This window comes from Brucella pituitosa (assembly GCF_965577835.1).
Classification (GTDB): Bacteria; Pseudomonadota; Alphaproteobacteria; order Rhizobiales; family Rhizobiaceae; genus Brucella; species Brucella pituitosa.
This window is the reverse complement of sequence record NZ_OZ264092.1, coordinates 1,958,793-1,981,567: the sequence shown is the minus strand read 5'-3', so window position 1 is coordinate 1,981,567 and position 22,775 is coordinate 1,958,793. Positions and strand designations below refer to the sequence as shown.

Here is a 22,775-nt window from a genome sequence, read left to right as displayed (position 1 = left end):
AGATGCTGACGCATCACGCCTGGAAAATGTTCAGTCGCCATACAGGCTTAATCAATACCCAACGAGTTGCACCGATGGGGTATTGGTCTTACCCGTCACACGCGCCCCGTCTGACCGCGATGACGCAAATAATGATCAGCAATTGCGCAGGCGACCATCGCTTCGCCAATCGGCACTGCGCGGATACCCACGCAAGGATCATGACGCCCCTTGGTCATCACGTCCACTTCCTTGCCGTCCTTATCAATGGATTTGCGTGGCGTGAGGATCGATGAGGTTGGCTTCACTGCAAAACGCGCAACAACTGGTGCGCCCGTTGCAATACCGCCCAGAACCCCACCCGCATGATTGGACAAGAACAGTGGCTTGCCGTCATTGCCCATACGCATTTCATCAGCGTTCTCTTCGCCTGTCAGGCGTGCAGCTTCAAAACCATTGCCAATTTCCACGCCCTTGACGGCATTGATCGACATGAGCAGGCTTGCGATATCCTGGTCGAGCTTGCCATAAATCGGCGCGCCGATGCCAGCAGGCACGCCTTCAGCGACAATCTCAATGACCGCGCCAACCGACGATCCGCTCTTGCGAATGCCATCGAGATACTCCGCAAACAGCTCGACCGAACCAGCATCGGGCGAGAAGAAAGGATTGTTATCCACTTCCGACCAGTTCCAGCGGCGACGGTCGATGCCGTGCACACCCATGGCAACCAGCGCACCCTTGACCTCGAGGCCCGGCACAATCTTGCGAGCGATAGCGCCGGCTGCAACGCGTGCAGCCGTTTCGCGCGCAGAAGAGCGACCACCGCCGCGATAATCCCGAATGCCATATTTGACGTCATAGGCATAATCGGCATGGCCCGGACGGTATTGGCGCGCGATATCGCCATAATCTTTAGAGCGCTGATCGGTGTTTTCGATCATCATCGAAATTGGCGTGCCGGTGGTGGTCATGGTCACACCATCATCGCCCAGCAGTACGCCGGACAACACGCGCACCTGATCCGGCTCGCGGCGCTGTGTTGTGTATTTCGATTGGCCGGGCTTGCGCTTGTCGAGATAGGCTTGGATTTCGGCTTCCGTGAAGGTGATGCCGGGAGGGCAGCCATCCACCACACAACCAAGCGCCGGACCGTGGCTTTCGCCCCAGGTTGTTACGCGGAAGAGATGACCAAAACTGTTATGAGACATTGCTAAGCCCGATTAAGGAATGCGCCTTTTCAGGCAGGATACGGGCTGGTTTTATTGGCCTTTTCAGCCATGGTCAAATTATAGCTCGGAATAGGCGCATTGAGATCGCAAAAAATCCTTCGGATCATCCATATACCGCATTCTTTTTGACACATTCCACCGACTAAAATGGGGGAAATAATCACATTGCGCTGCCCCTTTTCTACTCGTACAGTCAAGCAATACAACCAGAGGGAAGCGATCGCGCAAAATGCAATTCGTGTCGAATCGGTCAGTTGACGGTCGGGCACTCAAACGGAGGATGACACCCATGCAGTATATTGTGGGACTGATCTTCATCATTGCCTCTCTTTTTTCGACCGTCGCCATGGCGGATGATGTCGAGGGTAAGATCACTGGCATTAATCAAGACAAAGAGACAATCACGCTGGATGATGGCAAGACCTATAAATTGCCCGGCGAGTTTGACTATTCCGCCATTTCCAAAGGCATGAAGGTTATCATTCTCTATGATGAGGCTGACAATACCCGCTTCATTACCGACATTCAGGAAGCGCCTTAAATATCACTTAGAGCGGTTCCCGCTCTAAGTATTTGTTTAAGCATTGACCTTACGCAAGACCGGTCTCCACTGTTACTGGGGATGCTTTAACCTCAAGCACCGTACCCGTGTCGTATTGACGAACAAAATCGACGCGGGCTCCGTTCCAGTGATAGCTGTAATGTCGTCCCTGAACGGGAATCGTTACAACATTCGGCCAAAAAACCCCGATACAGAACCCGCCGCGCATCCGCACACTTGGCCATAGCAGCCCATGGCTCCCCTGAGCGCGCAGTTCTCGCCCTTCGACATGTGAAGCCACATAATCAACCGGATCAAGCACATCCGGCACCTTGCTCACATCATCGAGTTTCCGGTCGACACTCCCAATCAGCGCCCGAAAGTCTGAAGTCCAGCCAGGTTCTTCATTGGTCGCGCGCATGAATTTTTCATGATGGTGGATGGTTTCAGCAACTGCCACATTTTCTCGGTCCGCAGCATAATAAATACCGTAACTTCCGTCGCTAAAGCGACCGGGTCGCTGCGTGGAGCAATGCACGAACGGCGCCATCAAGTATGATGCACCATGACCCGCTACTCGCCGGTCGGCAGGCACTTTGCCGAGATCACCGATCTCGAAACGAATACGCGGATTGGTTTTTTCTTCAACGGAAGCCAAGGCCTCCCAATCGCGGGGGTCGGCAATATCTTCAAAAAGATCAATGGGGGGATGGATAGAACGGATGATGCGATAGGTCTGCGGCCAGTGAACGTGGCGCTTTACGGCCAGCCCACTTACCATGCACCGCGCTCCGCATTCAGCCAGTCACGAAGGGCAGCGAGATCGGAGATTTCACCACGCAGCATGAGATCAAGCGCCGAAAGCCCGCCAAAGGCAGCATTCGGCTTCCTGATCCAGGCATAACCGCGCGCTACATCTCGAAACAGATAACGCAGGCCTTTGTGAATGCCCATGAGATGCGCCATCCGCATCCGCAGATCGCGATCGATGCGGCCTATAGTGCCTTCTTTCCAGCGCGCCCAGGTGCGCGGGGACATATCGCCCAAAAGCGTGCAGGCCTCAGCATCCGACAGCTTCCATGCCTTGAGCAAATTAACCGTGGTCCTTGCAAGTGCACCCGCTTCCTCGTCGGTGATCACGCTTGTCAGGCCGCCTGCGGGCGTTATGCTGATTGGTTGAAGTTCCATCGCTCATCTTCCTTATGGCGGAAAGATAGCATATTTTTGCCAAATGGCAATAAAGGCGTTTTACGACCTACGACCCTATGCCTTCCGAAGCCATCCGCTGCGGATGACACGAGCCCATTCCGGCCTGCCCGCTTGTTCGGCCAGCGAAGCCATACGTGTCGTATCATAGGGAATGCTACGGAACATGACCTGCCAGCCCAACGCACCGCTTTCGATTATGGCATAAGAGGCATTCGGCGTTCCGGTCTCGACAATATGCGGCACCGGCTGGTCATCATCATAGCCCGGGCAGCCTACGCTTCCGGGATTGACGATCTGACGACCGTCACTCAAACGCACCACGCGCGGCGTATGCGTATGACCGCAAAGAATAAGCGAGGCAGCAATATATTCTGCTTCCGCTTCAATTTCATCACGACCGCGCAGAACGACATCGCCGGTTGCTGTGACGGTTTCCAGCCAGTAAGTCGTGTCGCTCGTCGGTGTACCATGGCAGATGAAAATCTGCCCATCCGCCAATGTCAGCGCGACGGGCAAATTGCGGAGCCATGCAAGGTGCTGCTCTTCGATTTGCTCAAAAGCAACGCGATCCGAAGGCCCCATCTCGGCGACAGGTTCTTCCACCAACCAGCGGTCATGATTACCACGAATGGAGATCATCTCGCGCGCCATCAGCATGTCCGCCGTCTCACGGGCCGCGAGTGGCCCGCTCAGATGGTCACCAAGATTGATAATGGTTTCAATACGCAAGGCATCGATATCAGCCAACACAGCCGCCAATGCATCGCTGTTGCCATGAATATCTGCAATAACTGCAAAGCGCTTGAAGGGCATATTTTTCTCGCAAGATGAAGCTTTTCAGCGCGAATATAACGACACCGCTTCATAGACCTGAAAAGCTATCCGGCTTTTTAAACCCACTCAAGCTTGCCGTTTTCAAACTTCAGAATTTTATCCTGTGGAATGGAGAGGTTTGCGGCGGCGTGGCCGTCCATATCGCCATAGAGATAAAACAGGGTGCGTATGCAGCCGCCATGCGTCACGCAAACAGTTGGCCATTCCACCGCTTCAACCCAGCGACCAATCCGCTGTGAAAGCCGCATATAGCTTTCTGCAGTTTCACCCGGCGGGATGAAATTCCATTTATCGCGGGCGCGGGCTTCGACGAGATCGATGCTCTCCTGGGCAATGTCTTCCATCATGAAGCCTTGCCAGTCGCCGAAATTCACTTCCATCAACTGCGGATCGGTGCGAAAGTCGTAAGGGTCGAGTCCCATGCGTAAACGAATACGTTCCATGGTTTCGCGCGTGCGGCGCAGCGGGCTTGCCACGAAATCGTAACCTGCCCCATTGCCGATCAGCGATTTCAGCATATCACCATTGCGATCGGCCTGCGTGCGACCATGGGCGTTGATATCGATATCGAGTTGCCCCTGAATGCGCTGCGAAACATTCCAGTCGGTTTCACCGTGACGCGAAAAGTAGATGATCTCCCGAGCCAAAAGCCTACCTCTATCTGCCGCTTGATTTCATCGTATAACGCGCAGTTTTGCGCATGTGCTCTTTACTCGATAGCCTTCCTTAACCGGAAAGACATAAGAAAAATCCCGAAAAGTCGGTCAACTTTTCGGGATTTGGTATTATCCGGCTCAGTCTTTGATGACCGAAATATCCGGCGCATCGACCGCCTTCATGCCGATGACGTGATAACCACTGTCGGCATGGTGCACTTCGCCGGTAACCGAGCGAGACAGGTCGGAGAGGAAGTAGAGACCGACGTCACCTACTTCATCGATAGTCACAGTACGGCGCAGCGGCGCATTATATTCGTTCCACTTGAGAATATAACGGAAATCGCCAATGCCGGATGCGGCAAGCGTCTTGATCGGGCCAGCTGAAATCGCGTTAACGCGAATATTCTGTGGTCCAAGATCGACTGCGAGATATTTTACGCTTGCTTCAAGTGCTGCCTTTGCAACGCCCATGACGTTGTAGTTCGGCATAACTTTTTCAGCACCATAATAGGTTAGCGTCAGAATAGAACCACCGTCAGCCATCAGCTTTTCTGCACGGCGCGAAATTGCCGTCAGCGAATAAACTGAAATCAGCATCGTGTTCTGGAAATTGGCTTCGCTTGTGTCGACATAACGGCCAGTCAGTTCATCCTTGTCGGAGAAACCAATCGCGTGCACGACGAAGTCGAGCTTGCCCCACTTCTTTTCAAGTGCTTCAAAAACAGCATCAATGCTTGCACCGTCAGCGACATCGCAATGTCCAGCGACGAAAGCGTCCAATTCTTCAGCCAGTGGCTCGACGCGCTTCTTCAACGCATCACCCTGATAAGTGAATGCGAGTTCCGCACCAGCTTCACGAGCAGCCTTGGCAATTCCCCAGGCGATGGAACGGTTGTTGGCTACGCCCAGAATCAATCCGCGCTTGCCCTGCAACAAACCTGACTTTGCGGTCATTAAGGGTCCTCATCGAAATATAATCAACTAGATGCCCTATCGCACAGGCTTGCAACAGCTTCAAGCAATTGCGCGTAAAAAGCCGGGTATTGTGATTTTATCGCACAACAGAGTTGTGCTCGTGCATCGGCTAAAGGTGGGGAATGTGCCAGCACGGGTAGTTTCCGGGGCTGAATGCAGCAACTGCTTCCAGCCCCGGTACAGTTTAGTCAGCCTTACGCTTGCGCAAAAACTCTTCCAGCTCTGCGTCGCCGCCTTCCGGCAGCATGATACGGACATGGACATAGAGATCGCCATGACCACCAGCTTTGAGTGGCAGGCCTTTGCCTTTCAGGCGCAGCACCTTGTCGGAACTGGACCATGCCGGCACCTTGACGGCGATGCGTCCGTTGAGTGTATCGACTTCCGCTTTGCCTCCAAGAACCGCATCGGCAAGCTCGACCGGAAGATCAACATGAACATCGCGGCCTTCAAGCTTGAAGCGCGTGCTTGGCTTGAAGTGGATTGTCACCAGAGCATCGCCGGGCGTACCGCCCACGATGTGTTCACCCTGCCCTTTAAGCCGGATAGTCTGGCCATCTTCAACAAACTGCGGGAGCTTGATCTTCAGATGCTTGCCATTCGGAAATACGGCTTCGACCTTGTCGGCCCCGGCTGCCTGCTCAAGCGTAATGTTGATCGACGCAGAAAGATCACTGCCTTTCACAGGGCCGCGCTGCTGACGTGCGCCACCAAAAGCACCACCGAACAGATCGTTCAATATGTCTTCCGCACCGCCAAAGCCGCCCTGCGGACCACCCCCACGCTGGCGAAAGCCTGCAAATGGATCACCGCCGCCGCCGAAGCCAGCATGCCCGTCAAAGCCGCCCTGCCCGGCAAAACCCTGAAAGGCAGGCTTGCCTTCGGCATCAATCTCACCACGGTCAAACTGCCCGCGCTTGTCTTTGTCGCCAACGATCTCGTAGGCTTGGTTGATCTCCGAAAAACGCTCCTGTGCCTTTGGGTCATCCTGGTTCTGATCCGGATGGTGCTTTTTGGCCAGCTTGCGAAAAGCCGATTTTATTTCTTCGGGCTTCGCCGTTTTGGCGACGCCCAGCACGCTATAGGGATCGCGCATAAAAGTCCTCATTCAGGAAAAATGACTGTAATCTCAGTCGTTAGACTCAGTTTGCCATAATATGCGCACTAAGCTCAGAAACTTCCAGAGTTACAGAGGCCAGTTTCCCAAAAAGCTTAGAGCGGTTCTCGTTAAGATTGAAACGTTGGAACCCCTCTATCTATTTGTTTTGCGCATGTCCGAACGCAAAACCGGTTCCCACTTTTGCTGGAAATGCTTTAAATTGGTGCAAATGAAGTCACCGTCCACTGACCGCCGCGCTGCATGCAGGCTTCACCGCGATAGATGGAAACGCCGTCGAAGGCTTCACGCGACGTCTCAAACTGGCGGCACAGACCATCGCCAGACTTTGTCTCAGCAACCGTCGTGATTGTTCCCTGACTGCCAGTATCCGGATTTGCCCACGGAACTGGCGTCTTGCCCCATTGGGTGAAATCGAGCGCCGATACGATACTCTTGATGGTCGACTGATCGGAGAGCTTGCCTGTATCCGTCTCAGTTTTCTGCGCAGGTTTCACTGACCCCGTGATCGTTGAAGAATCAGGCGCCGCCTTCTCGATACTGACTCCACCCATGGCACAACCAGCCAACGACAGAACAACCATAGCAAGAGCCGCATGACGCAGAAGTGCCATACCAGAAACTGTAGAGTCGTCATATTTTTCGCGGCGAGCGGATAGAGCAGCCAACGGTCTTCCCTTAAATACATCCTAAAGATGTAGGAATTATGGGGGATATGGAGTTAACAAGCGGTTCGCGGGCAAGGTAAACAAATCAATACCAAAGGACAACGGTATAAAATTGGTGGGCACAGCTTCTATCACTCAAACTCTATCCTTGTTTGCGAGCAGCTAAAGCCGTTTCACACTTCTAGGGATGTGCTCTAAATCTGCCATCATTGATTTTCAGATTGCAAAAATACCGATCCAAGGAGGAAAATGTGATTTCCCGCCGTGGCTTACTTTTTGGTGGCGCAGTCATTGCCACAACAATCAACATGCCTGTTTTGGTCGCAAAGGCACAAAGCACCAGGATTTCGCTCTGGCCCAACTCCCCACCCGGTGGTGGTGGCCCGAGCGGCTCTTCACAAGTCAGTGCAAAAGGTGCCGTCACGAACATTGCCGTGCCAGGTCTCGAGGTTTTCGTTCCTGACCGTCCAAACGGTGCTGCTATGATCATTGCCGGCGGCGGCGGATATAAGCGCATCGAGGAAGGCAAAGAGTCCAACCCTGCAGCGCGCTGGCTTGCTGAAAGAGGCATTTATGCCTTTGTGCTGACCTATCGCTTGCCCATCGAGGGCTGGACAAATGGGCCACTGGCACCGCTGCAAGATGCGCAACGTGCTTTTCGTATTGTTCGTACACATGCTTCAAACTGGAATATCGACCCGCACAGGATCGGTGCGCTTGGCTTTTCAGCGGGTGGCCATCTGATGGGCCTCACCGCCACGCGCTCAGCTTACGCATCCTACGAGCCCGTCGATGGTGTCGACATGCAATCTGCGCGGCCAGATGTTGCGGCACTGATTTATCCTGTTATCACACTCGAAGCGCCGTATGACCACACTTCAACACGGCGCTCCCTCGTAGGGAAGCATCCCAGCAACGCAGCGGTTCGGCAATGGTCGGTTGAGAGCCATGTGGGCAAAAACTGCCCGTCAATTTTTCTGACACAAGCCGACGACGATAAGATTTCAAACCCTGCAAACAGTCGCATCATGCAGCGGGCTTGCGAGCAGGCGAACATTGCAGTGGATTTTCACCCCATCATATCGGGAGGTCACGGCTTTGGCATGGGTCGCCCCGGAACGCCGACTGAAGTGTGGCCAAGCTTGTTTGAAAACTGGCTCCGCGCGCAAAACATGCTTGTGTAATCTGCCGCAACAACCAGGCATGGACAAAGCTTACGAATTGGACGAGGTTCCTAACCGCAAATAAGCGAACATGCTTTCCAATCGAACTGCGAAACAGAAGATATGACCAGCGCCACCGAAGATTTCACCCAAAGCTCAGAACCATTCAACCTCTTCGCTGAATGGCTCAATGATGCAACCAGGAGCGAACCGAACGATCCGAATGCACTGGCTCTGGCCACTGTCGATCCGGACGGCCTGCCCAATGTGCGCATGGTGCTGCTCAAGGATTTCGATGAGCACGGCTTCGTCTTCTACACCAATTATGAAAGCACGAAGGGACAGGAAATTCTGTCTGCCGAGAAAGCCGCGATGTGTTTCCATTGGAAATCATTGCGCCGTCAGGTGCGAGTGCGTGGCCCTGTCGAGAAGGTCAGTGACGCAGAAGCCGACGCTTATTATGCCTCACGCCCGCGCGGCAGCCGCATCGGTGCCTGGGCATCCAAACAGTCGCGACCGCTTGAAAGCCGCTTTGCACTCGAAAAGGCCGTTGCCGAATATACGGCCCGATATGTCATTGGTGATATTCCTCGCCCTGCTCACTGGTCTGGTTTCCGCATTCGCCCAACTTCCATTGAGTTCTGGCATGACCGTCCCTTCCGCCTGCATGACCGCGTGTTGTTTACGCGACCCACGCCGGATGGCGACTGGAACAAGGACAGGCTCTATCCATAAAGGAACAATAAAAAGGCCACCGTTTTGGTGGCCTTTTTATATATTCTAGACCAGCGGTTTGACCGCCACCCAAAGACTTCCCAGCACGAGGCCTAAAAAGATAATCAACCCGACAATGTTGTTCGATTTAAACAACCTCAGACACTGATCCGGGTTATCAATATCGAGCACAATGATCTGGCGATAAAGATGTGCACCTGCGGCAAGCAGACCTGCCAGCGCAGGCATTGGCACCTGAGCCACAGCGAAAGCCGCCGCGAAAAACCCGATCGCACCACCATAAAGCACCATCAGCGCTGTCTTCGTATGTTTTCCGAAGAGGCGCGCAGTCGAGCCGACGCCGACCAACGCATCATCTTCCTTGTCCTGATGAGCATAGATCGTGTCATAGCCGATCACCCACAGGATCGAACCAATATAAAGCAGCACAGGCGGAAGCGCGAGTGAACCTTCCACAGCTGCCCAGCCCATCAGCGCACCCCAGGAGAAGGCAAGCCCAAGCACCACTTGCGGCAGATTAGTAAATCGCTTCATGAAAGGATAGGCCGCGACGATCAGCAGTGAGCCAACCCCAAGCCCGATCGAGAACCAGTTGAACTGCAACACAACAGCCAGCCCGACCAGGGCCTGTAAGACCAGGAACAGCTTGGCCTGTTTGCGCGTCACTTGCCCTGACGGCAGCGGCCGCGACCGGGTACGATCAACTTTGTCGTCAATATCCTGATCGGCAAGGTCGTTATAGGTGCAGCCGGCACCGCGCATAGCGACGGATCCAATAAAGAATAATACGAGATGCCAGAGTGATGGCATGACCGCCCATGCACCGTCGCCCGGCTGTGCACCGGCGCCTGCAACCAGTGCCGCCGACCACCAACATGGCCACAGCAGAAGCTGCCAGCCTATTGGCCGATCCCAACGCGCAAGCTGAGCATAAGGCCAGAGCCATGGCGGCAGAATACGGTAGACCCAATGGCCAGATGGCGCGTCCTTGACCCTTCCGCGAGTTTCCCGCGACTGGACATCCGAATTTGCCTCTAAGTGCTGCATGATTGCCTGCTTTCCTGAAACTGCGACGGCCTCTCCCGCTTTTTATCGAAAAATTGCGATACTACCCTTGCTCGCACGCGCGATGGGCAATAGAGACCCGAAGTAACTACAGCATCGGCCCAAAAATCGGAATCGATTTTTGGGAAACACGATGCGTAGATTAAATAAGGTAGAGCGTCCTTGTGTAGCTCCCAAGAGGGCGCACGGCGCTCTAACTGGTTATTTACTTATCTCACGCGCAGGGAGCAAGGCATGAAAGTTCTGTTGATCGGTTCTGGTGGCCGCGAACATGCACTGGCATGGAAACTTGCCGCATCTGCAAAGCTCGAAAAGCTCTATTGCGCGCCCGGCAATCCCGGCATTGCCGAATATGCGGAACTCGTCGCACTTGATGTGACCGACCACGCAGCCGTCATCGCCTTTGCCAAAGAAAAAGCCATTGATCTTGTTGTCGTAGGTCCGGAAGCGCCGCTTGTAGCAGGCCTTGCCGACGATCTCGCTGCGGCCGACATTCGCGTTTTCGGACCATCAAAGCTCGCAGCCCAGCTTGAAGGCTCCAAAGGCTTCACCAAAGACCTTTGTGCCCGCTTTGATATTCCGACTGGTGCTTACGGTCGCTTCAACAATGCGCCAAAAGCCAAAGCCTATGTCCGTGAAATGGGCGCCCCCATCGTTGTCAAAGCCGACGGCCTTGCCGCAGGCAAAGGCGTGGTGGTTGCCATGACACTTGATGAAGCGCTCGACGCCGTCGATGCATGCTTTGAAGGCGCATTCGGTTCCGCTGGTGCCGAAGTGGTCGTGGAAGAGTTTCTTGACGGCGAGGAAGCCAGCTTCTTCTGCATTTGCGATGGCAAGACCGCACTGCCACTCGGCTCAGCACAAGACCACAAGCGCGTCGGCGATGGCGATACGGGTGTAAACACCGGCGGCATGGGAGCCTATGCCCCTGCCCCTGTGATGACACCGGAAATCGTCGAGCGCACCATGCGCGAGCTGATCGAGCCAACCATGCGTGGCATGGCAGAAATCGGGGCACCTTTCTCCGGCGTACTTTTCTTAGGGCTGATGATCGGCAAAGACGGACCCAAGCTCATTGAGTACAACACCCGCTTCGGTGACCCTGAATGTCAGGTGCTGATGATGCGCCTTGAAACAGACCTGCTCGACCTCATCAATGCAGCCGTTGATGGTAAACTCGATGAAGTTTCGCTTGAATGGAAAGACCAGCCAGCGCTTACGGTCGTCATGGCTGCGGAAGGCTATCCAACCAACGTGAAAAAAGGCAGTGTCATTCGCGGCCTCGACAAACTCGAAGGTATCGAAGGCCTGAAAGTCTTCCACGCTGGCACAGCAGAGAAAGACGGCAAGCTCATTGCCAGCGGCGGGCGCGTGCTTAACGTTACAGCTATTGCCGAAACGGTCGCTGAAGCACAGGCCAATGCCTATGATGCAGTCAAAAAGATCGACTGGCCGGAAGGTTTCTATCGCTCGGATATTGGCTGGAGAGCTGTCGAACGGGAACGCTCAGGCAAGTAATTCAAGCGATATGGACGCGGTTTCGTCCTGCCTTCTTGGCCTGGTAGAGTGCTGCATCTGCGCGACGCATCGTCTCATAAAAGCCCTCGTCGTCCACTTGCTCAGCCACACCAAAGCTTGCAGTAGGCCCCCAATCCGGCGCCTTTCCTGCAAAACGCATTTCAGACAATGCCTGGCGCAGGCTTTGCGCCAGAGATTCGGCAGCAGCCATATCGCTATCTGGAATGAAGACAACAAATTCTTCTCCACCCATACGCGCAGCCACGGCTGATCGGGGCAATCGTGTTTTGAGCAATTTGCCAAAGGCCGCAATCACTCGGTCGCCGCCATCATGTCCGTAGGTGTCATTGACGCGTTTAAAGAAATCCAAATCGCTCATAATCACCGAGTAATGAATACGCGCGCCCTTACGCACCAGCACGCGGGAAACATGGCGATCAAAACCACGTCGATTATAAATCTGAGAAAGCTCATCGACTTCTGATTGCTCACTGGCCTCCCCCACCATGTGTGAAACCGTGCTCAACAGCAGCAATAGTCCGCGGGCGACTTGCACGAAAACGCCAATAGAAAGCGAGACAAGCACATGTAGTGTATTGGCTTCATCCTCAGGCCGCATATCAGATCCAGGCCAAGTGATGAGAAAGGCTTTCGACAGATAATGAAGGCAACTGAAGGTCGCGAGGGCCATCATCAGTTTATCAACCAGACGCGGCATTCCAGAGCGATAGATCACCCTGATCATCAGAAGCTGAACAAGACAGAGTGGCAACTGATAGAGAAAACGATGCAGGAACGATGTGCGCGGCAGCTCGTAAATCAAAACATTGCAAACAATGGCGGCAAGAAAGAACCCGCCAATAAGCTTCCAGTCCGTCTTTTGCCTGTAGATGCTTTGCAGGCCAAGAATTATTGCGAGAAAGGTTGCTATCAGAAGCGCGAATGAAACAGGCACAAGCAGCCGTGGATTGGTTGCAAGCGGAATCCAGTATCCGAAGATTGCGACGAGTGCGGAGGATATAGACGCGAGCGTGAACCAGCGTGGGGCAGAGTAATTGCGTTCCTGAATAGCAACAAAAGCAAAAGTCAGGATAAAGACGCATGAAACCGTCAGATTAACAGTCAGGAAGTACGGTACGAACGTCATATAACGGTCCCTTTGAACATGCTGATATTCTAATTTAAGACCAAGAAAATTTCGTAAACGCCGGAATTTCCATATGCCGTTATTCTGGTTGTGATTTACAAACCCCCATGCGTTAAGCTCGAAAAGCTATATAGTTGCAACGTTCCTTCGCAATATTCGGGTTACAATATTTTATATTGATAATAGTATTTTTATGATTTTTGGAAAAGCGCCTTGTAAAAGCCGGGAATGCCGCATATATATCGGGCATCGATTTTGTTTTCGAATGTTGCGGCGTGCTTTCGCCACCCGGTATTTCTTTCAAACTCGTGAAATTCGGCGATGGATTTCGATCCATTATATTTTAACCGTGCGATTTGAAAGGAATTCAACATGGCAAACGGAACAGTAAAATTCTTTAATTCAACCAAGGGCTTCGGCTTCATTCAGCCTGATGACGGCGGCGTAGACGTGTTCGTACACATCTCGGCTGTTGAGCGTTCGGGCATGCATTCGCTGAACGAAGGCCAGAAGGTTAGCTTCGACGTGGTCGCAGACCGTCGTTCGGGCAAGAACGCTGCAGAAAACCTGCAGGCTCTCTAATTATTTTTTGGGCGAGGCTCTAAACAGCTTCGCCCAGATAATAGAGCAAAGAGATTTGTCTCCGACCTTTGACCACGGATGTACTGGCACTGATCGTTGAGACAATATGAAGGTCGGGTATTGCCCGGCCTTTTTATTTTTACCGCTGTTCTTTGCTGAGTCCCCAAAATTCCTCTGGAGCACTTACAAAAAGGGTCAAGCGGTTTGCATGGGCAATGCGTGAAGACCAACAGTTTGAGCGCCAATCTGATTCAGCCAGACCCAGATGCTCTCCAGCACATTAGAGCGCAACGCATTTTATCATATCCGTGCGCTACACTTTAAGCCTTTGCTTTTACGCATGTCTTTGTTCCAAAATCCATTTCCACTTTTGAGAGACATGCTTCAAATGTGCCGCGTAACATCGCCTTCGAGCTAACATGGTGTGAGGCATTGGACTGATGAAAGTGGCGCAATCAAATATAGCGAAGCTGTAATAGGGTCTTTGGAGAACCACTCATGTCAGATAACGAAAAAGAAAACCTGACCAAAGATACGCTCTTCAAGTCCAATCCTTCGAGAATGGAAGCGAAGAACGCGACGACAGATAAGGCCGCCAGAGCCATTCTGCAGAGCGAACGCGATGCCGTAGATGCGAAGACCGCTCGTCTGCGTGCGGCACGTCTCAGTCGCGACCAAGCTGAATAATGCCACAACCATTCTTCAAACTATCGATAACTTCATCGTGTGAATATTGACGTTTACGTAATAAGCCGATAGCTCTTACTTATGACCAGCCATTGGGCTGAACGGATTGTCGGAGGTCTACAGGCAATTCGGAGCCTTTTGAGGAAGAGGTTTTTAGGAGGAAAGATGTATCGCGCGCCGGTTTCTGAAATTTCGCATACGCTGATGAAGGTCGCAGGCCTTGAGAAGGCGATTGAAGACAACCGTTTTCCCGAATTGTCCGCCGATCTGGCGGAAGCTATTCTGGAAGAAGCAGGCAAGTTTGCCGCCGAGCGCGTCGAGCCGCTTCGCATTACCGGCGACAGGCATGGTGCGACCGTCAAGGACGGCGTTGTCACCACGGCGCCCGGCTGGAAAGAGCTTTATCGCGACTGGATTGATGGTGGCTGGAACTCGCTAACCGGAAATCCCGAATATGGTGGACAAGGTCTCCCGACCATGATGTCGGTCGCCGTCAGCGAAATGTGGAATTCCGGTACACTTGCTTTTGCTATCGCTCCCACGCTCACGATGGGCGCGGTTGAAGCCTTGGAAAAACACGCTTCGAAAGAACTGAAAGACACCTATCTTGAAAAGCTCATCACCGGCGAGTGGATGGGCACTATGAACCTGACAGAACCGCAAGCCGGTTCTGATCTGGGCGCTTTGCGAGCACGTGCAGAGCGCAGCGACGATGGCAGCTACCGTATCTTTGGCCAAAAGATTTTCATCACCTATGGCGAGCATGACCTGACCGACAATATCGTGCATCTGGTTCTGGCCCGCCTGCCCGATGCGCCTGCTGGGACCAAGGGCATATCGCTGTTCCTCGTACCGAAGTTCCTCGTCAATGCGGATGGTTCGCTTGGACGACGTAATGATCTGTTCTGCTCCGGCCTTGAGCACAAGATGGGCATTCACGCCTCCCCTACCTGCACCATGATCTATGGCGATGGGTTTGTGAAAGGCGAGGAAACAGGCGCTGTCGGCTATCTGATCGGCGAAGAAAATCGCGGTCTCGCCTGCATGTTCACCATGATGAACAATGCCCGTCTGTTGGTCGGCATTCAGGGTGTCGGCGTTGCAGAAGCCGCGTATCAGCAGGCACTTCATTATGCCAAGGAACGCAAACAGGGCCGCGCCGTCGGCGCTGATCCAAAAGCTGGCATGAGCCCGATCATCGAACATCCGGATGTGCAACGCATGTTGCTCACCATGAAGGCGCTGACACAGGTTGCCCGCTCCGTTACCTATTCCTGCGCTCATGCTATCGATATGAGCCATGCAACCGAGGGTGCTGACGCGCAATTCTGGTCGGATCGTGCAGGTCTTCTCACGCCTTTGGCCAAAAGTTTTGCAACCGATGTCGGTGTGGATGTTGCTTCGCTTGGCGTGCAAATCCATGGCGGCATGGGCTTTATTGAAGAAACCGGCGCTGCACAATTGCTCCGCGATGCGCGTATTACCCCGATCTATGAAGGCACCAACGGCATTCAGGCTATAGACCTCGTGTTGCGCAAATTGCCGCTTGGTAATGGGGAGCATATTGCGGGCTTCTTCGCAGAATTGCAGAAAGAAGCAGACAAGGCCAAGGCCTCAAACCGTCCTGAGCTTGGTGAAACAGGATTGCGTCTGTCCACTGCCATCAATGAAGCCCGCGAAGCCACGGAATGGTTGCAGAAAGCAGCAAGCGAAGGCCGGACAGAGGAAGCGTTGGCTGGTGCCACGCCTTACCAGCGTCTGCTGTCGCTGGCCGCTGGCGGTGCTTATCTGGCGCGTGCAGCCCTTAACAGTGACGATGCAGGCCGTGCTGCCCTTTGCCGCTTCTTTGCCGAAAACATGCTAGCCGAAGTCAGCTCGTTGAAGGATACGGTCATCACCGGCGCATCCAGCCTCGCTGCGGCCAAATCTGCATTGGAGGCCTGATCATGAGCGAGCATGTTCTGATCGAACGCAAAGGTGCTGTGCAAATCATCCGGCTTAACCGCGCTGACAAGAAGAATGCCATTACACGTGCCATGTATGCCACCATGGCCAAGGCGCTTATTGATGGCGATGCGGATGAAGACGTGCGCGTACATGTGTTTCTCGGTGTTCCGGGTGCTTTTTCGTCCGGCAACGATATGCAGGATTTCATGGCTGCGGCTTCTGGCGGCAGCATGGGCAATGATATTCTGGATTTTCTTGGCGCCCTTTCGGGTGCGAAAAAGCCAATTGTCTCAGGCGTCGATGGCTTGGCCATTGGGATCGGCACAACAATTCATCTTCATTGCGATCTGACATTTGCCACCAGCCACGCGCTGTTCCGCACGCCATTTGTTGATCTTGGACTTGTACCGGAAGCGGCATCCAGCCTGCTTGCGCCGCCATTGATGGGCCACCAGAAAGCATTCGCACTTCTGGCGCTGGGCCATGGCTTCGACGCACAGGCAGCCCTTGAGGCAGGCATTGTCTATAAGGTCGTCGAAAGCGGCGAGCTGGAAACAGAAGTGCTAAGAGCGGCTGAAGAAATTGCCGCCAAACCTCCGCAGGCCATGCAGATTGCTCGCAGCCTGATGCGGATGCCTGCCGAACCCGTTGCTGACCGCATTGCACGGGAAGCAAAGCATTTTTCCGAACGGCTTACCTCGAACGAAGCGCGCGAAGCCGTGATGGCGTTTCTCAGTCGTAAAAAGTAATCTGAACAAAAAATTACCCGGATGGAGTTACCATCCGGGTGGCTTGCTGGAGGTCAGCCAAGTTGGTTGCTCCGGCATCGGGGCCTTTAATGTCTGGAAAGGTCCTTCATCTTTCCAGACGACCACCGAGCGGCGCGTTATTCTTTAGATAGTGTAGAAATCCGACGAGAACGTGTTCACACGTGAATGTGATGACTGCCTTAGAGCATTTCCTGTTTTTCTTGAATCATTGGAAATGCTCTATCTCTTTGTTTTTTCGCATTATCCGACGCAAAACCGCTTCGCACTTTGCTGGAAATGCTCTAGTTTCATTTCAATTTCTAGCGATAATCTCACGGCCTTCAATGACCATGCGCACACCCAGCGAACCGGTCTTGCGACGAGCAAGGAAGCGTGGGCGACGGCGGCGCGGTTCCTGTCCCTGACGCCGCGCCTGTGGCTCTCCCGTGCGAACCGGGCCAGTGCTTTCATAAAGTGGACGAGCAACGCCATCTTCTTCCACCAGCATCATTGGCAGGCTGAAGGCTGCTGCCCATGCGCGCCAGTCAGCCGCGACATCGGTCAGATCATGAGCAACCAGCAGTGGCACGGAAAGCTGCGGATCTTCGTGCATCAGCTCGAGCGTTACGGTGATTTCACCAAACTCATCTTCCACAGCACGGGCAGCTACACCAACAAACGCATTAATCGGCAGTGCGATCGACATGGGCAGGCCACTCGAAGGCAGGATTTGCCGAATGACTGCACCACGTTCACTGATGGTGAAGGTTACGTCTGCATCGCAATCCTCTGCCGCATAGGTCACGACCTGCGGAAGATGAAACGGATCGAGCCGAAGTTCCTGACCTGCCCATTCTGGCTTCTTAAGTCCGCTGCTCATCATTTTGACGCCTCTGTCTATCTCTGCCTGTTTTTATTTTTTGAGAGCCAGTTATTCCGGCTTCTCTTTTTGAGCGATGGTTCGCTCTTGTTGATTTGGAGAATAGACCGCGATTATTACCGATGCGCTTAACGCGTTAGGTTAACTTTTCCCTGCTTTTTCATTTGGTTACCGGTTTGCAACCAGGTGTAAGAAGTCGGTAATTCTTGCTAATTTACGTTTACATAAATGAAAAGGCGGACAGTTACCTGCCCGCCTCGATATTGCCTTATTTGCTGAAATTACAGCACTTTACCCGGGTTCATGATGCCCAACGGGTCGAATGATTTCTTAATACGACGCATCAATTCGAGCGCGACATCCTGCTTGAAGAAGGCAAGTTCCTCACGCTTCAAGACGCCAATGCCGTGCTCGGCGGAGATCGACCCGGTATAAGATGCAACAATTGTGTGAATGCGGTGATTAAGGTCATGCCAGCGATCAAGGAAAGCCTGCTTGTCGGCACCGACTGGCTGCGACACATTATAATGCAGATTGCCGTCGCCAATATGGCCAAAGCAGACAATACGCGAACCGGGAATCATTTCGAGCGTCGCTGCATTGGCTTCGTGGATGAAGGCCGGGATTGAAGAGACTGGCACAGAAATGTCGTGCTTGATCGAGCCGCCTTCCGGCTTCTGCGCCCAGGACATTTCCTCACGCATTTTCCAGAACATCTGCGCCTGCGCCACACTTTCGGCAATCGCCGCATCCTGAATGATGTCGTTCTCAAACGCTTCCGTCAGGATGGTTTCAAGTGTCGTGCGGGCATCGTCTTCCGAGCGCGAAGATGAAATATCAACCAGCACATACCAGTCATGCGGGCTTTCCAGCGGATCGCGAACGCCGTCCACATGGGCAACAGTGAACTCAACGCCCACGCGCGGCATCAGTTCAAAGCCAGTCAGCGACGGGCCTGCATGTTCGGTCGCAAGCTGGAACAAGCGCAGCACGTCTTCCGGGCTACGCAGGCCGGCATAGGCCACGCCCTTTCCCTTTGGCTGCGGGAAAATCTTGAGCACTGCAGCCGTGATAACGCCAAGCGTGCCTTCAGAACCGACGAACAGATCCTTCAGGTCATAGCCGGTATTGTCTTTCTTCACATAGCGCAGATCGTTGAGGATTTCGCCGCTTGGCAGAACCACTTCAAGACCGAGGCAAAGCTCACGCATATTGCCATAGGCAAGAACGGCAGTGCCACCTGCATTGGAACCGAGATTGCCGCCAACCTGACAGGAACCTTCGGCACCAAGCGACAGCGGGAACAGACGGCCCACTTTCTGCGCTTCATCCTGAAGGTTTTTCAGGATCACACCGGCTTCCACTGTCACCAGATTGCCAACCGGATCAACCGAGCGCACCTTGTTCATGCGGCCAAGCGACAACACAACAGTGGTGTTGCTTTCATCAGGCGTCTGACCACCAACAAGACCGGTATTGCCGCCCTGCGGAACGACCGGCGTTTTGGTTTCCGAAGCAAGCGCCATAATTGCGGAAACTTCTTCCACCGAAGCCGGGCGCAGAACCAGTGGCGAACGGCCCTGATAGAGATCGCGCTGTTCGATCATAAACGGTGCGATGTCTTCCGGCGCGGTCAGTGCATTCTTTTCGCCAACGATGGCTGCGAAACGTTCGATCAGGGCGGTGTCGAGCATGTGCTTCTCTTAAGTCTTGGGGGAATTAGCGCGGCGCGGCCGCGCGTTTAAGACGATCATTGATGGCCTCACCGAGACCGTCAAAGGGAATGGGTTCAACGGCGATGGTGCGTGCGCCACTTGCATCGAGCCTGCGCATGAAATCAAACAGATTGCTGGCTGCTTCGCGCAAATCACCCGATGCGCTGAGGTTCAGCACTGCGACCGCTTTGTCGGCATCGGCCACGCGCAAAGGTCCAAAAGCCAGAAGCGCCTCGCCCTGCTCAACATTTTCAGCATTCAACCGCACGGCAGCATTGGGCGCATAATGCGATTCCATCATACCCGGTGCCTGAATTGCGGCCTTATGCTCAGCGCGTTCGAGCTTCAAACCTAACAGCGCTTCAATCTCTTCTGCAGCCAGACCGCCGGGACGCAGCAAACGCACACGCTCGCCTTCGACCTTGATGATGGTGGACTCAACACCCACGCCACAAGGACCGGCATCGAGGATCATATCGATCTTGCTGCCCAGATCATCGGCCACAGCCTTGGCCGAAGTCGGGCTAATGCGACCCGATGTATTAGCGCTTGGTGCGGCAACAGGACTGTCGAGCTGGTTGATGACATCGCGAACCCGCCCGGTGGGCATACGAATGGCTAGCGTATCAAGCCCAGCCGTCACCAGCGGATGGATGGGGCGCGACGTATCCTGCTTGGCCTTAAGCGGCAGAACAATCGTCAGCGGCCCCGGCCAGAAGGCTTCAGCGACTTTGCGTGATATCGGATCGAAAATCACATAGCGCTCAGCCATGGCGATGCTGTCGACATGGGCGATGAGCGGATTGAATTGCGGACGACCTTTGGCGGCGAAAATACCGGCCACGCCTTCGCCATGCGATGCATCGGCAGCAAGGCCATAGACCGTTTCTGTCGGAATCGCGACAAGTCCGCCACGGGTGAGCACAGCCACCGCACGCAAAACAGCTTTATCGTTGAATTCCAGAATATCGGCCAAGGTCATTCTCCTGCCGCCTTAGCTACACAAAGCGTCGCTTTTGAGCAAGGGACTCCGATGCTGAGTTGATGCAAGATCGGAATGAGTTACAAAAAGAAAGGGCGCTTGAAAGCGCCCTTTTGTTGTTTATCCGGCGATTTTCGAGAAATCGGCCACCTTGCTGGTGGCAGTGCGGATTTGTTCAAGCAATGCCAGACGATTGGCACGGACTTTTTCGTCCTCGTCATTGACCAAAACCTTCTCAAAGAAGGTATCGACCGGACCGCGCAGCTTGGCGAGTGCCAGCATTGCGCCGCCGAAATCTTCACGGGCAATGGCTTCTTCGGCTTCCGTGGAGGCAAGGTTCACAGCCGCATAAAGCGCCTTTTCCTCATCAAGCTTCAGCAGAGCAGCATCGACGTTAGCCGCTACCTTCGTGCCCTTCTTTTCTTCCGCAGCCAGAATATTGGCAGCGCGCTTAGTGCCGGCCAGCAGGTTCTTGCCGTCTTCTTCGTTGATGAAGACGATCAGCGCTTCCAGACGACGGGCAACCAGCAGAAGATTATCGGCATCCGATGTCAGAACCGCATCAATGGCATCGTAACGAGCGCCTTCGTCTTTCAGGTAAACCTTGAAGCGATCTTGGAGGAAGGAAAGGAGATCAGCTAGCGGCTCTTTCGACTTATCCCAAATCTCGCTTTCATTAGCTGATGTATCACCATCAGTCACCATGTCATAAAGCTTCGTCAGACGAGCGTGTTCAACCAAAGGAATTAGTGGCGAAGAGCCCTTAGTCGGTTTTTTTTCCTCAACCTCTTTGCTCTTTAACTGAATAAGGATTGAAAGAGTATGCTGATGTAAAATACGTCCGGCCAATTCCAAGCGAACATCGTTATCCAGCAACAAACGGATCACGCCAAGCGCCGCACGGCGTAGCGCAAATGGGTCTTTCGAGCCGGTTGGCTTTTCGTCAATCGCCCAGAAGCCGACCAGCGTGTCGAGCTTATCAGCAAGTGCAACAGCAACCGAAACCGGGTTCTTCGGCACGAAGTCAGACGGACCCTGTGGCTTGTAATGCTCTTCGAGAGCGCTCGCCACGGCTTCGTCTTCGCCCTGAAGAAGCGCATATTTGCGCCCCATTGCACCCTGAAGCTCAGGGAATTCACCCACAACTTCCGTGGTGAGGTCAGCTTTCGCCAGCACGGCTGCGCGGGCAGCAAGCTTCGGATCAGCACCGACCAGCGGTGCAACCTGGCTTGCAAGCTCACGGATGCGTTCGACGCGTGCTCCCTGAGTGCCAAGCTTGGCATGGAAGGTCACATTGAGGCTATCGAGGCGCGCCATGCGCTGATCGAGCGGCTTTTTGAGATCAAGGCCGAACTTCTCACCAGATAGCACAAGCTTGTCGAGATCAGGCAGATCATGCTGATCGGTGTTCCAGAAATAGAGCGCATCGGACAGACGTGCACGAACAACCTTGCCATTGCCATAAGCGATTTCCGTCCCGCCATCGCACGCTGCAATATTCGACACCAGAATGAACTTGTTCGACAGTGCCTCCGTTTCACCCTGCTTGCGGGTGACGAAGCACTTCTGGTTCACGCGGATGGTCAGCTGGATGACTTCCGGCGGGATCGCGAGGAATTCTTCTTCAAATTCGCCCATCAGCACAACCGGCCATTCGACCAGACCCGAAACTTCTTCGAGAAGCCCGGCATCTTCAACCAGTTCAAGACCGGAGGCGAAAGCGAGATTATGTGCGTCCTGCGAAATGATTTCCTTGCGGCGCTCGGCGTCCAGCACCACGAAAGCCTTCTCAAGCTTATCGACGTAATCCTCAAAACGGCGCACCTTGATCGCCTGACCATCGCTTAGGAAACGATGACCATAGGTGACATTGCCCGACTTGATGCCGTCAACGTCGAATTCAACCACAACGGTTTCTTCGGTTTCAGGACCAAAGGTGCAGAGGATCGATTGCAGCGGACGCACCCAGCGCAACGCACCCGGCTTGGATGACGCAGCACCCCAGCGCATGGATTTTGGCCATGGGAAGTTGCGGATCGTTTGCGGTACGAGTTCAGCGATAATTTCTTCGGCAGCGCGGCCCGGCTTTGTCAGATGGGCAACGTAGAAATCGCCCTTCTTTGGATCGGAATGCACATGTGCTTGAGAAACGTCGGTCAGTCCGACTTTCTTCAAAAAGCCGACAATCGCCTGTTCGGGTGCAGTAACTGACGGACCCTTCACGTCTTCATGTACGTCTTTCGAGCGCACAGTCAGGCCACGAATATCAAGCGTCAGACGGCGTGGAGTCCAATAGGCAGTGGTTGCCTCATAGGTGAGACCGGCTTCCACCAGACCATCGGTGATCATCTTCTTGAAATCACCTGCAGCCTTGCGCTGCATACGAGCCGG

22 protein-coding genes and 1 pseudogene are annotated in these 22,775 nt (G+C 53.8%); 8 read left to right on the top strand and 15 right to left on the bottom strand.

The genetic code is table 11. The features are described 5' to 3' along the window. Positions 1–95: 95 nt before the first annotated feature. Positions 96–1,190 (bottom strand): chorismate synthase, encoded by a 1,095-nt coding sequence (gene aroC, locus ACSME1_RS09485; protein WP_024896151.1) that lies wholly within the window; start codon positions 1,188–1,190, stop codon positions 96–98. Positions 1,191–1,500: 310 nt separating this feature from the next. Here aroC and ACSME1_RS09480 point away from each other — a divergent pair, with 310 nt between their 5' ends. Continuing rightward, entirely contained in the window at positions 1,501–1,752 is a 252-nt protein-coding gene (locus ACSME1_RS09480) for a DUF1344 domain-containing protein (RefSeq protein ID WP_024896150.1), read from the top strand. 49 nt (positions 1,753–1,801) lie between these two features. Here the strand turns inward: ACSME1_RS09480 and ACSME1_RS09475 are convergent, their stop codons facing one another. The 7 genes from ACSME1_RS09475 to ACSME1_RS09445 form a co-directional block, all read right to left on the bottom strand. Continuing rightward, entirely contained in the window at positions 1,802–2,533 is a 732-nt protein-coding gene (locus ACSME1_RS09475; protein WP_024896149.1) for an RES family NAD+ phosphorylase, read from the bottom strand. After that, entirely contained in the window at positions 2,527–2,940 is a 414-nt protein-coding gene (locus tag ACSME1_RS09470) for an MbcA/ParS/Xre antitoxin family protein (RefSeq protein WP_024896148.1), read from the bottom strand. The genes ACSME1_RS09475 and ACSME1_RS09470 overlap by 7 nt, the downstream gene beginning before the upstream one ends. Before the next feature lie 75 nt (positions 2,941–3,015). Then, complete coding sequence (locus tag ACSME1_RS09465) at positions 3,016–3,774, bottom strand: metallophosphoesterase family protein (protein WP_024896147.1); 759 nt, start codon at positions 3,772–3,774, stop codon at positions 3,016–3,018. Positions 3,775–3,851: 77 nt separating this feature from the next. Beyond that, positions 3,852–4,442, bottom strand: coding sequence for a histidine phosphatase family protein (locus tag ACSME1_RS09460; RefSeq protein WP_024896146.1), 591 nt, complete (start codon positions 4,440–4,442; stop codon positions 3,852–3,854). Positions 4,443–4,589: 147 nt separating this feature from the next. Next, positions 4,590–5,408, bottom strand: coding sequence for an enoyl-ACP reductase FabI (fabI, locus tag ACSME1_RS09455; protein WP_024896145.1), 819 nt, complete (start codon positions 5,406–5,408; stop codon positions 4,590–4,592). A gap of 205 nt (positions 5,409–5,613) precedes the next feature. Further along, a complete protein-coding gene (locus ACSME1_RS09450; protein WP_024896144.1) occupies positions 5,614–6,525 on the bottom strand; it encodes a DnaJ C-terminal domain-containing protein in 912 nt (303 codons plus the stop codon). A 218-nt stretch (positions 6,526–6,743) separates the two neighbouring features. Beyond that, complete coding sequence (locus tag ACSME1_RS09445; RefSeq protein WP_235822326.1) at positions 6,744–7,214, bottom strand: RT0821/Lpp0805 family surface protein; 471 nt, start codon at positions 7,212–7,214, stop codon at positions 6,744–6,746. Positions 7,215–7,465: 251 nt separating this feature from the next. Here ACSME1_RS09445 and ACSME1_RS09440 point away from each other — a divergent pair, with 251 nt between their 5' ends. Both ACSME1_RS09440 and pdxH read left to right on the top strand, forming a co-directional pair. Then, entirely contained in the window at positions 7,466–8,398 is a 933-nt protein-coding gene (locus ACSME1_RS09440; protein ID WP_024896142.1) for an alpha/beta hydrolase, read from the top strand. A 102-nt stretch (positions 8,399–8,500) separates the two neighbouring features. Further along, the gene (pdxH, locus tag ACSME1_RS09435; protein WP_024896141.1) at positions 8,501–9,112 is read left to right on the top strand and encodes a pyridoxamine 5'-phosphate oxidase; all 612 of its coding nucleotides are present in this window, start codon (positions 8,501–8,503) and stop codon (positions 9,110–9,112) included. Between the two features lie 45 nt (positions 9,113–9,157). Here pdxH and ubiA read toward each other — a convergent pair whose 3' ends face one another. After that, the gene (ubiA, locus tag ACSME1_RS09430; RefSeq protein WP_024896140.1) at positions 9,158–10,159 is read right to left on the bottom strand and encodes a 4-hydroxybenzoate octaprenyltransferase; all 1,002 of its coding nucleotides are present in this window, start codon (positions 10,157–10,159) and stop codon (positions 9,158–9,160) included. 252 nt (positions 10,160–10,411) lie between these two features. On the opposite strand from ubiA, the gene purD reads away from it, so the two are divergent. Further along, a complete protein-coding gene (gene purD / locus ACSME1_RS09425) occupies positions 10,412–11,695 on the top strand; it encodes a phosphoribosylamine--glycine ligase (protein WP_024896139.1) in 1,284 nt (427 codons plus the stop codon). 1 nt (position 11,696) lies between these two features. On the opposite strand, the gene ACSME1_RS09420 is transcribed toward purD, so the two are convergent. Further along, complete coding sequence (locus ACSME1_RS09420; protein WP_024896138.1) at positions 11,697–12,842, bottom strand: GGDEF domain-containing protein; 1,146 nt, start codon at positions 12,840–12,842, stop codon at positions 11,697–11,699. 372 nt (positions 12,843–13,214) lie between these two features. On the opposite strand from ACSME1_RS09420, the gene ACSME1_RS09415 reads away from it, so the two are divergent. The 4 genes from ACSME1_RS09415 (at position 13,215) to ACSME1_RS09400 (ending at position 16,807) form a co-directional block, all read left to right on the top strand. Further along, positions 13,215–13,424, top strand: a complete 210-nt coding sequence (locus tag ACSME1_RS09415) for a cold-shock protein (protein ID WP_024896137.1) — start codon at positions 13,215–13,217, stop codon at positions 13,422–13,424. A 498-nt stretch (positions 13,425–13,922) separates the two neighbouring features. Next, positions 13,923–14,111: a hypothetical protein gene (locus ACSME1_RS09410; RefSeq protein WP_105705328.1), complete on the top strand. Its 189-nt coding sequence runs from the start codon at positions 13,923–13,925 to the stop codon at positions 14,109–14,111. A 165-nt stretch (positions 14,112–14,276) separates the two neighbouring features. Then, positions 14,277–16,055 carry an acyl-CoA dehydrogenase gene (locus ACSME1_RS09405; protein ID WP_105705330.1) on the top strand — a complete coding sequence of 593 codons (1,779 nt, stop codon included), beginning with the start codon at positions 14,277–14,279 and terminating at the stop codon, positions 16,053–16,055. 2 nt (positions 16,056–16,057) lie between these two features. Further along, complete coding sequence (locus ACSME1_RS09400) at positions 16,058–16,807, top strand: crotonase/enoyl-CoA hydratase family protein (RefSeq protein ID WP_105705331.1); 750 nt, start codon at positions 16,058–16,060, stop codon at positions 16,805–16,807. Positions 16,808–17,120: 313 nt separating this feature from the next. Here the strand turns inward: ACSME1_RS09400 and ACSME1_RS09395 are convergent, their stop codons facing one another. The 5 genes and pseudogenes from ACSME1_RS09395 to glyS form a co-directional block, all read right to left on the bottom strand. Continuing rightward, a complete protein-coding gene (locus ACSME1_RS09395; RefSeq protein ID WP_024896133.1) occupies positions 17,121–17,690 on the bottom strand; it encodes a DUF6101 family protein in 570 nt (189 codons plus the stop codon). A 278-nt stretch (positions 17,691–17,968) separates the two neighbouring features. Further along, a complete protein-coding gene (locus ACSME1_RS09390) occupies positions 17,969–19,381 on the bottom strand; it encodes an FAD-binding oxidoreductase (RefSeq protein WP_105705333.1) in 1,413 nt (470 codons plus the stop codon). Positions 19,382–19,406: 25 nt separating this feature from the next. After that, entirely contained in the window at positions 19,407–20,384 is a 978-nt protein-coding gene (locus ACSME1_RS09385; RefSeq protein ID WP_435654918.1) for an L-threonylcarbamoyladenylate synthase, read from the bottom strand. A 120-nt stretch (positions 20,385–20,504) separates the two neighbouring features. Beyond that, entirely contained in the window at positions 20,505–20,819 is a 315-nt protein-coding gene (locus ACSME1_RS09380; RefSeq protein WP_435654953.1) for a DALR anticodon-binding domain-containing protein, read from the bottom strand. A gap of 177 nt (positions 20,820–20,996) precedes the next feature. After that, positions 20,997–22,766 (bottom strand): annotated as a pseudogene (glyS, locus tag ACSME1_RS09375) (glycine--tRNA ligase subunit beta); the annotation flags it as partial. Positions 22,767–22,775 lie beyond the last annotated feature (9 nt).

Coding starts and splice junctions, on each gene's coding strand:
- ACSME1_RS09475 (WP_024896149.1), bottom strand. CDS start 2,533: ATGGTAAGTGGGCTGGCCGTAAAGCGCCACGTTCACTGGCCGCAGACC.
- purD (WP_024896139.1), top strand. CDS start 10,412: ATGAAAGTTCTGTTGATCGGTTCTGGTGGCCGCGAACATGCACTGGCA.
- ACSME1_RS09480 (WP_024896150.1), top strand. CDS start 1,501: ATGCAGTATATTGTGGGACTGATCTTCATCATTGCCTCTCTTTTTTCG.
- ACSME1_RS09450 (WP_024896144.1), bottom strand. CDS start 6,525: ATGCGCGATCCCTATAGCGTGCTGGGCGTCGCCAAAACGGCGAAGCCC.
- ACSME1_RS09405 (WP_105705330.1), top strand. CDS start 14,277: ATGTATCGCGCGCCGGTTTCTGAAATTTCGCATACGCTGATGAAGGTC.
- ACSME1_RS09410 (WP_105705328.1), top strand. CDS start 13,923: ATGTCAGATAACGAAAAAGAAAACCTGACCAAAGATACGCTCTTCAAG.
- pdxH (WP_024896141.1), top strand. CDS start 8,501: ATGACCAGCGCCACCGAAGATTTCACCCAAAGCTCAGAACCATTCAAC.
- ACSME1_RS09385 (WP_435654918.1), bottom strand. CDS start 20,384: ATGACCTTGGCCGATATTCTGGAATTCAACGATAAAGCTGTTTTGCGT.
- ACSME1_RS09390 (WP_105705333.1), bottom strand. CDS start 19,381: ATGCTCGACACCGCCCTGATCGAACGTTTCGCAGCCATCGTTGGCGAA.
- ACSME1_RS09465 (WP_024896147.1), bottom strand. CDS start 3,774: ATGCCCTTCAAGCGCTTTGCAGTTATTGCAGATATTCATGGCAACAGC.
- fabI (WP_024896145.1), bottom strand. CDS start 5,408: ATGACCGCAAAGTCAGGTTTGTTGCAGGGCAAGCGCGGATTGATTCTG.
- ACSME1_RS09420 (WP_024896138.1), bottom strand. CDS start 12,842: ATGACGTTCGTACCGTACTTCCTGACTGTTAATCTGACGGTTTCATGC.
- ACSME1_RS09470 (WP_024896148.1), bottom strand. CDS start 2,940: ATGGAACTTCAACCAATCAGCATAACGCCCGCAGGCGGCCTGACAAGC.
- ACSME1_RS09395 (WP_024896133.1), bottom strand. CDS start 17,690: ATGATGAGCAGCGGACTTAAGAAGCCAGAATGGGCAGGTCAGGAACTT.
- ubiA (WP_024896140.1), bottom strand. CDS start 10,159: ATGCAGCACTTAGAGGCAAATTCGGATGTCCAGTCGCGGGAAACTCGC.
- aroC (WP_024896151.1), bottom strand. CDS start 1,190: ATGTCTCATAACAGTTTTGGTCATCTCTTCCGCGTAACAACCTGGGGC.
- ACSME1_RS09400 (WP_105705331.1), top strand. CDS start 16,058: ATGAGCGAGCATGTTCTGATCGAACGCAAAGGTGCTGTGCAAATCATC.
- ACSME1_RS09415 (WP_024896137.1), top strand. CDS start 13,215: ATGGCAAACGGAACAGTAAAATTCTTTAATTCAACCAAGGGCTTCGGC.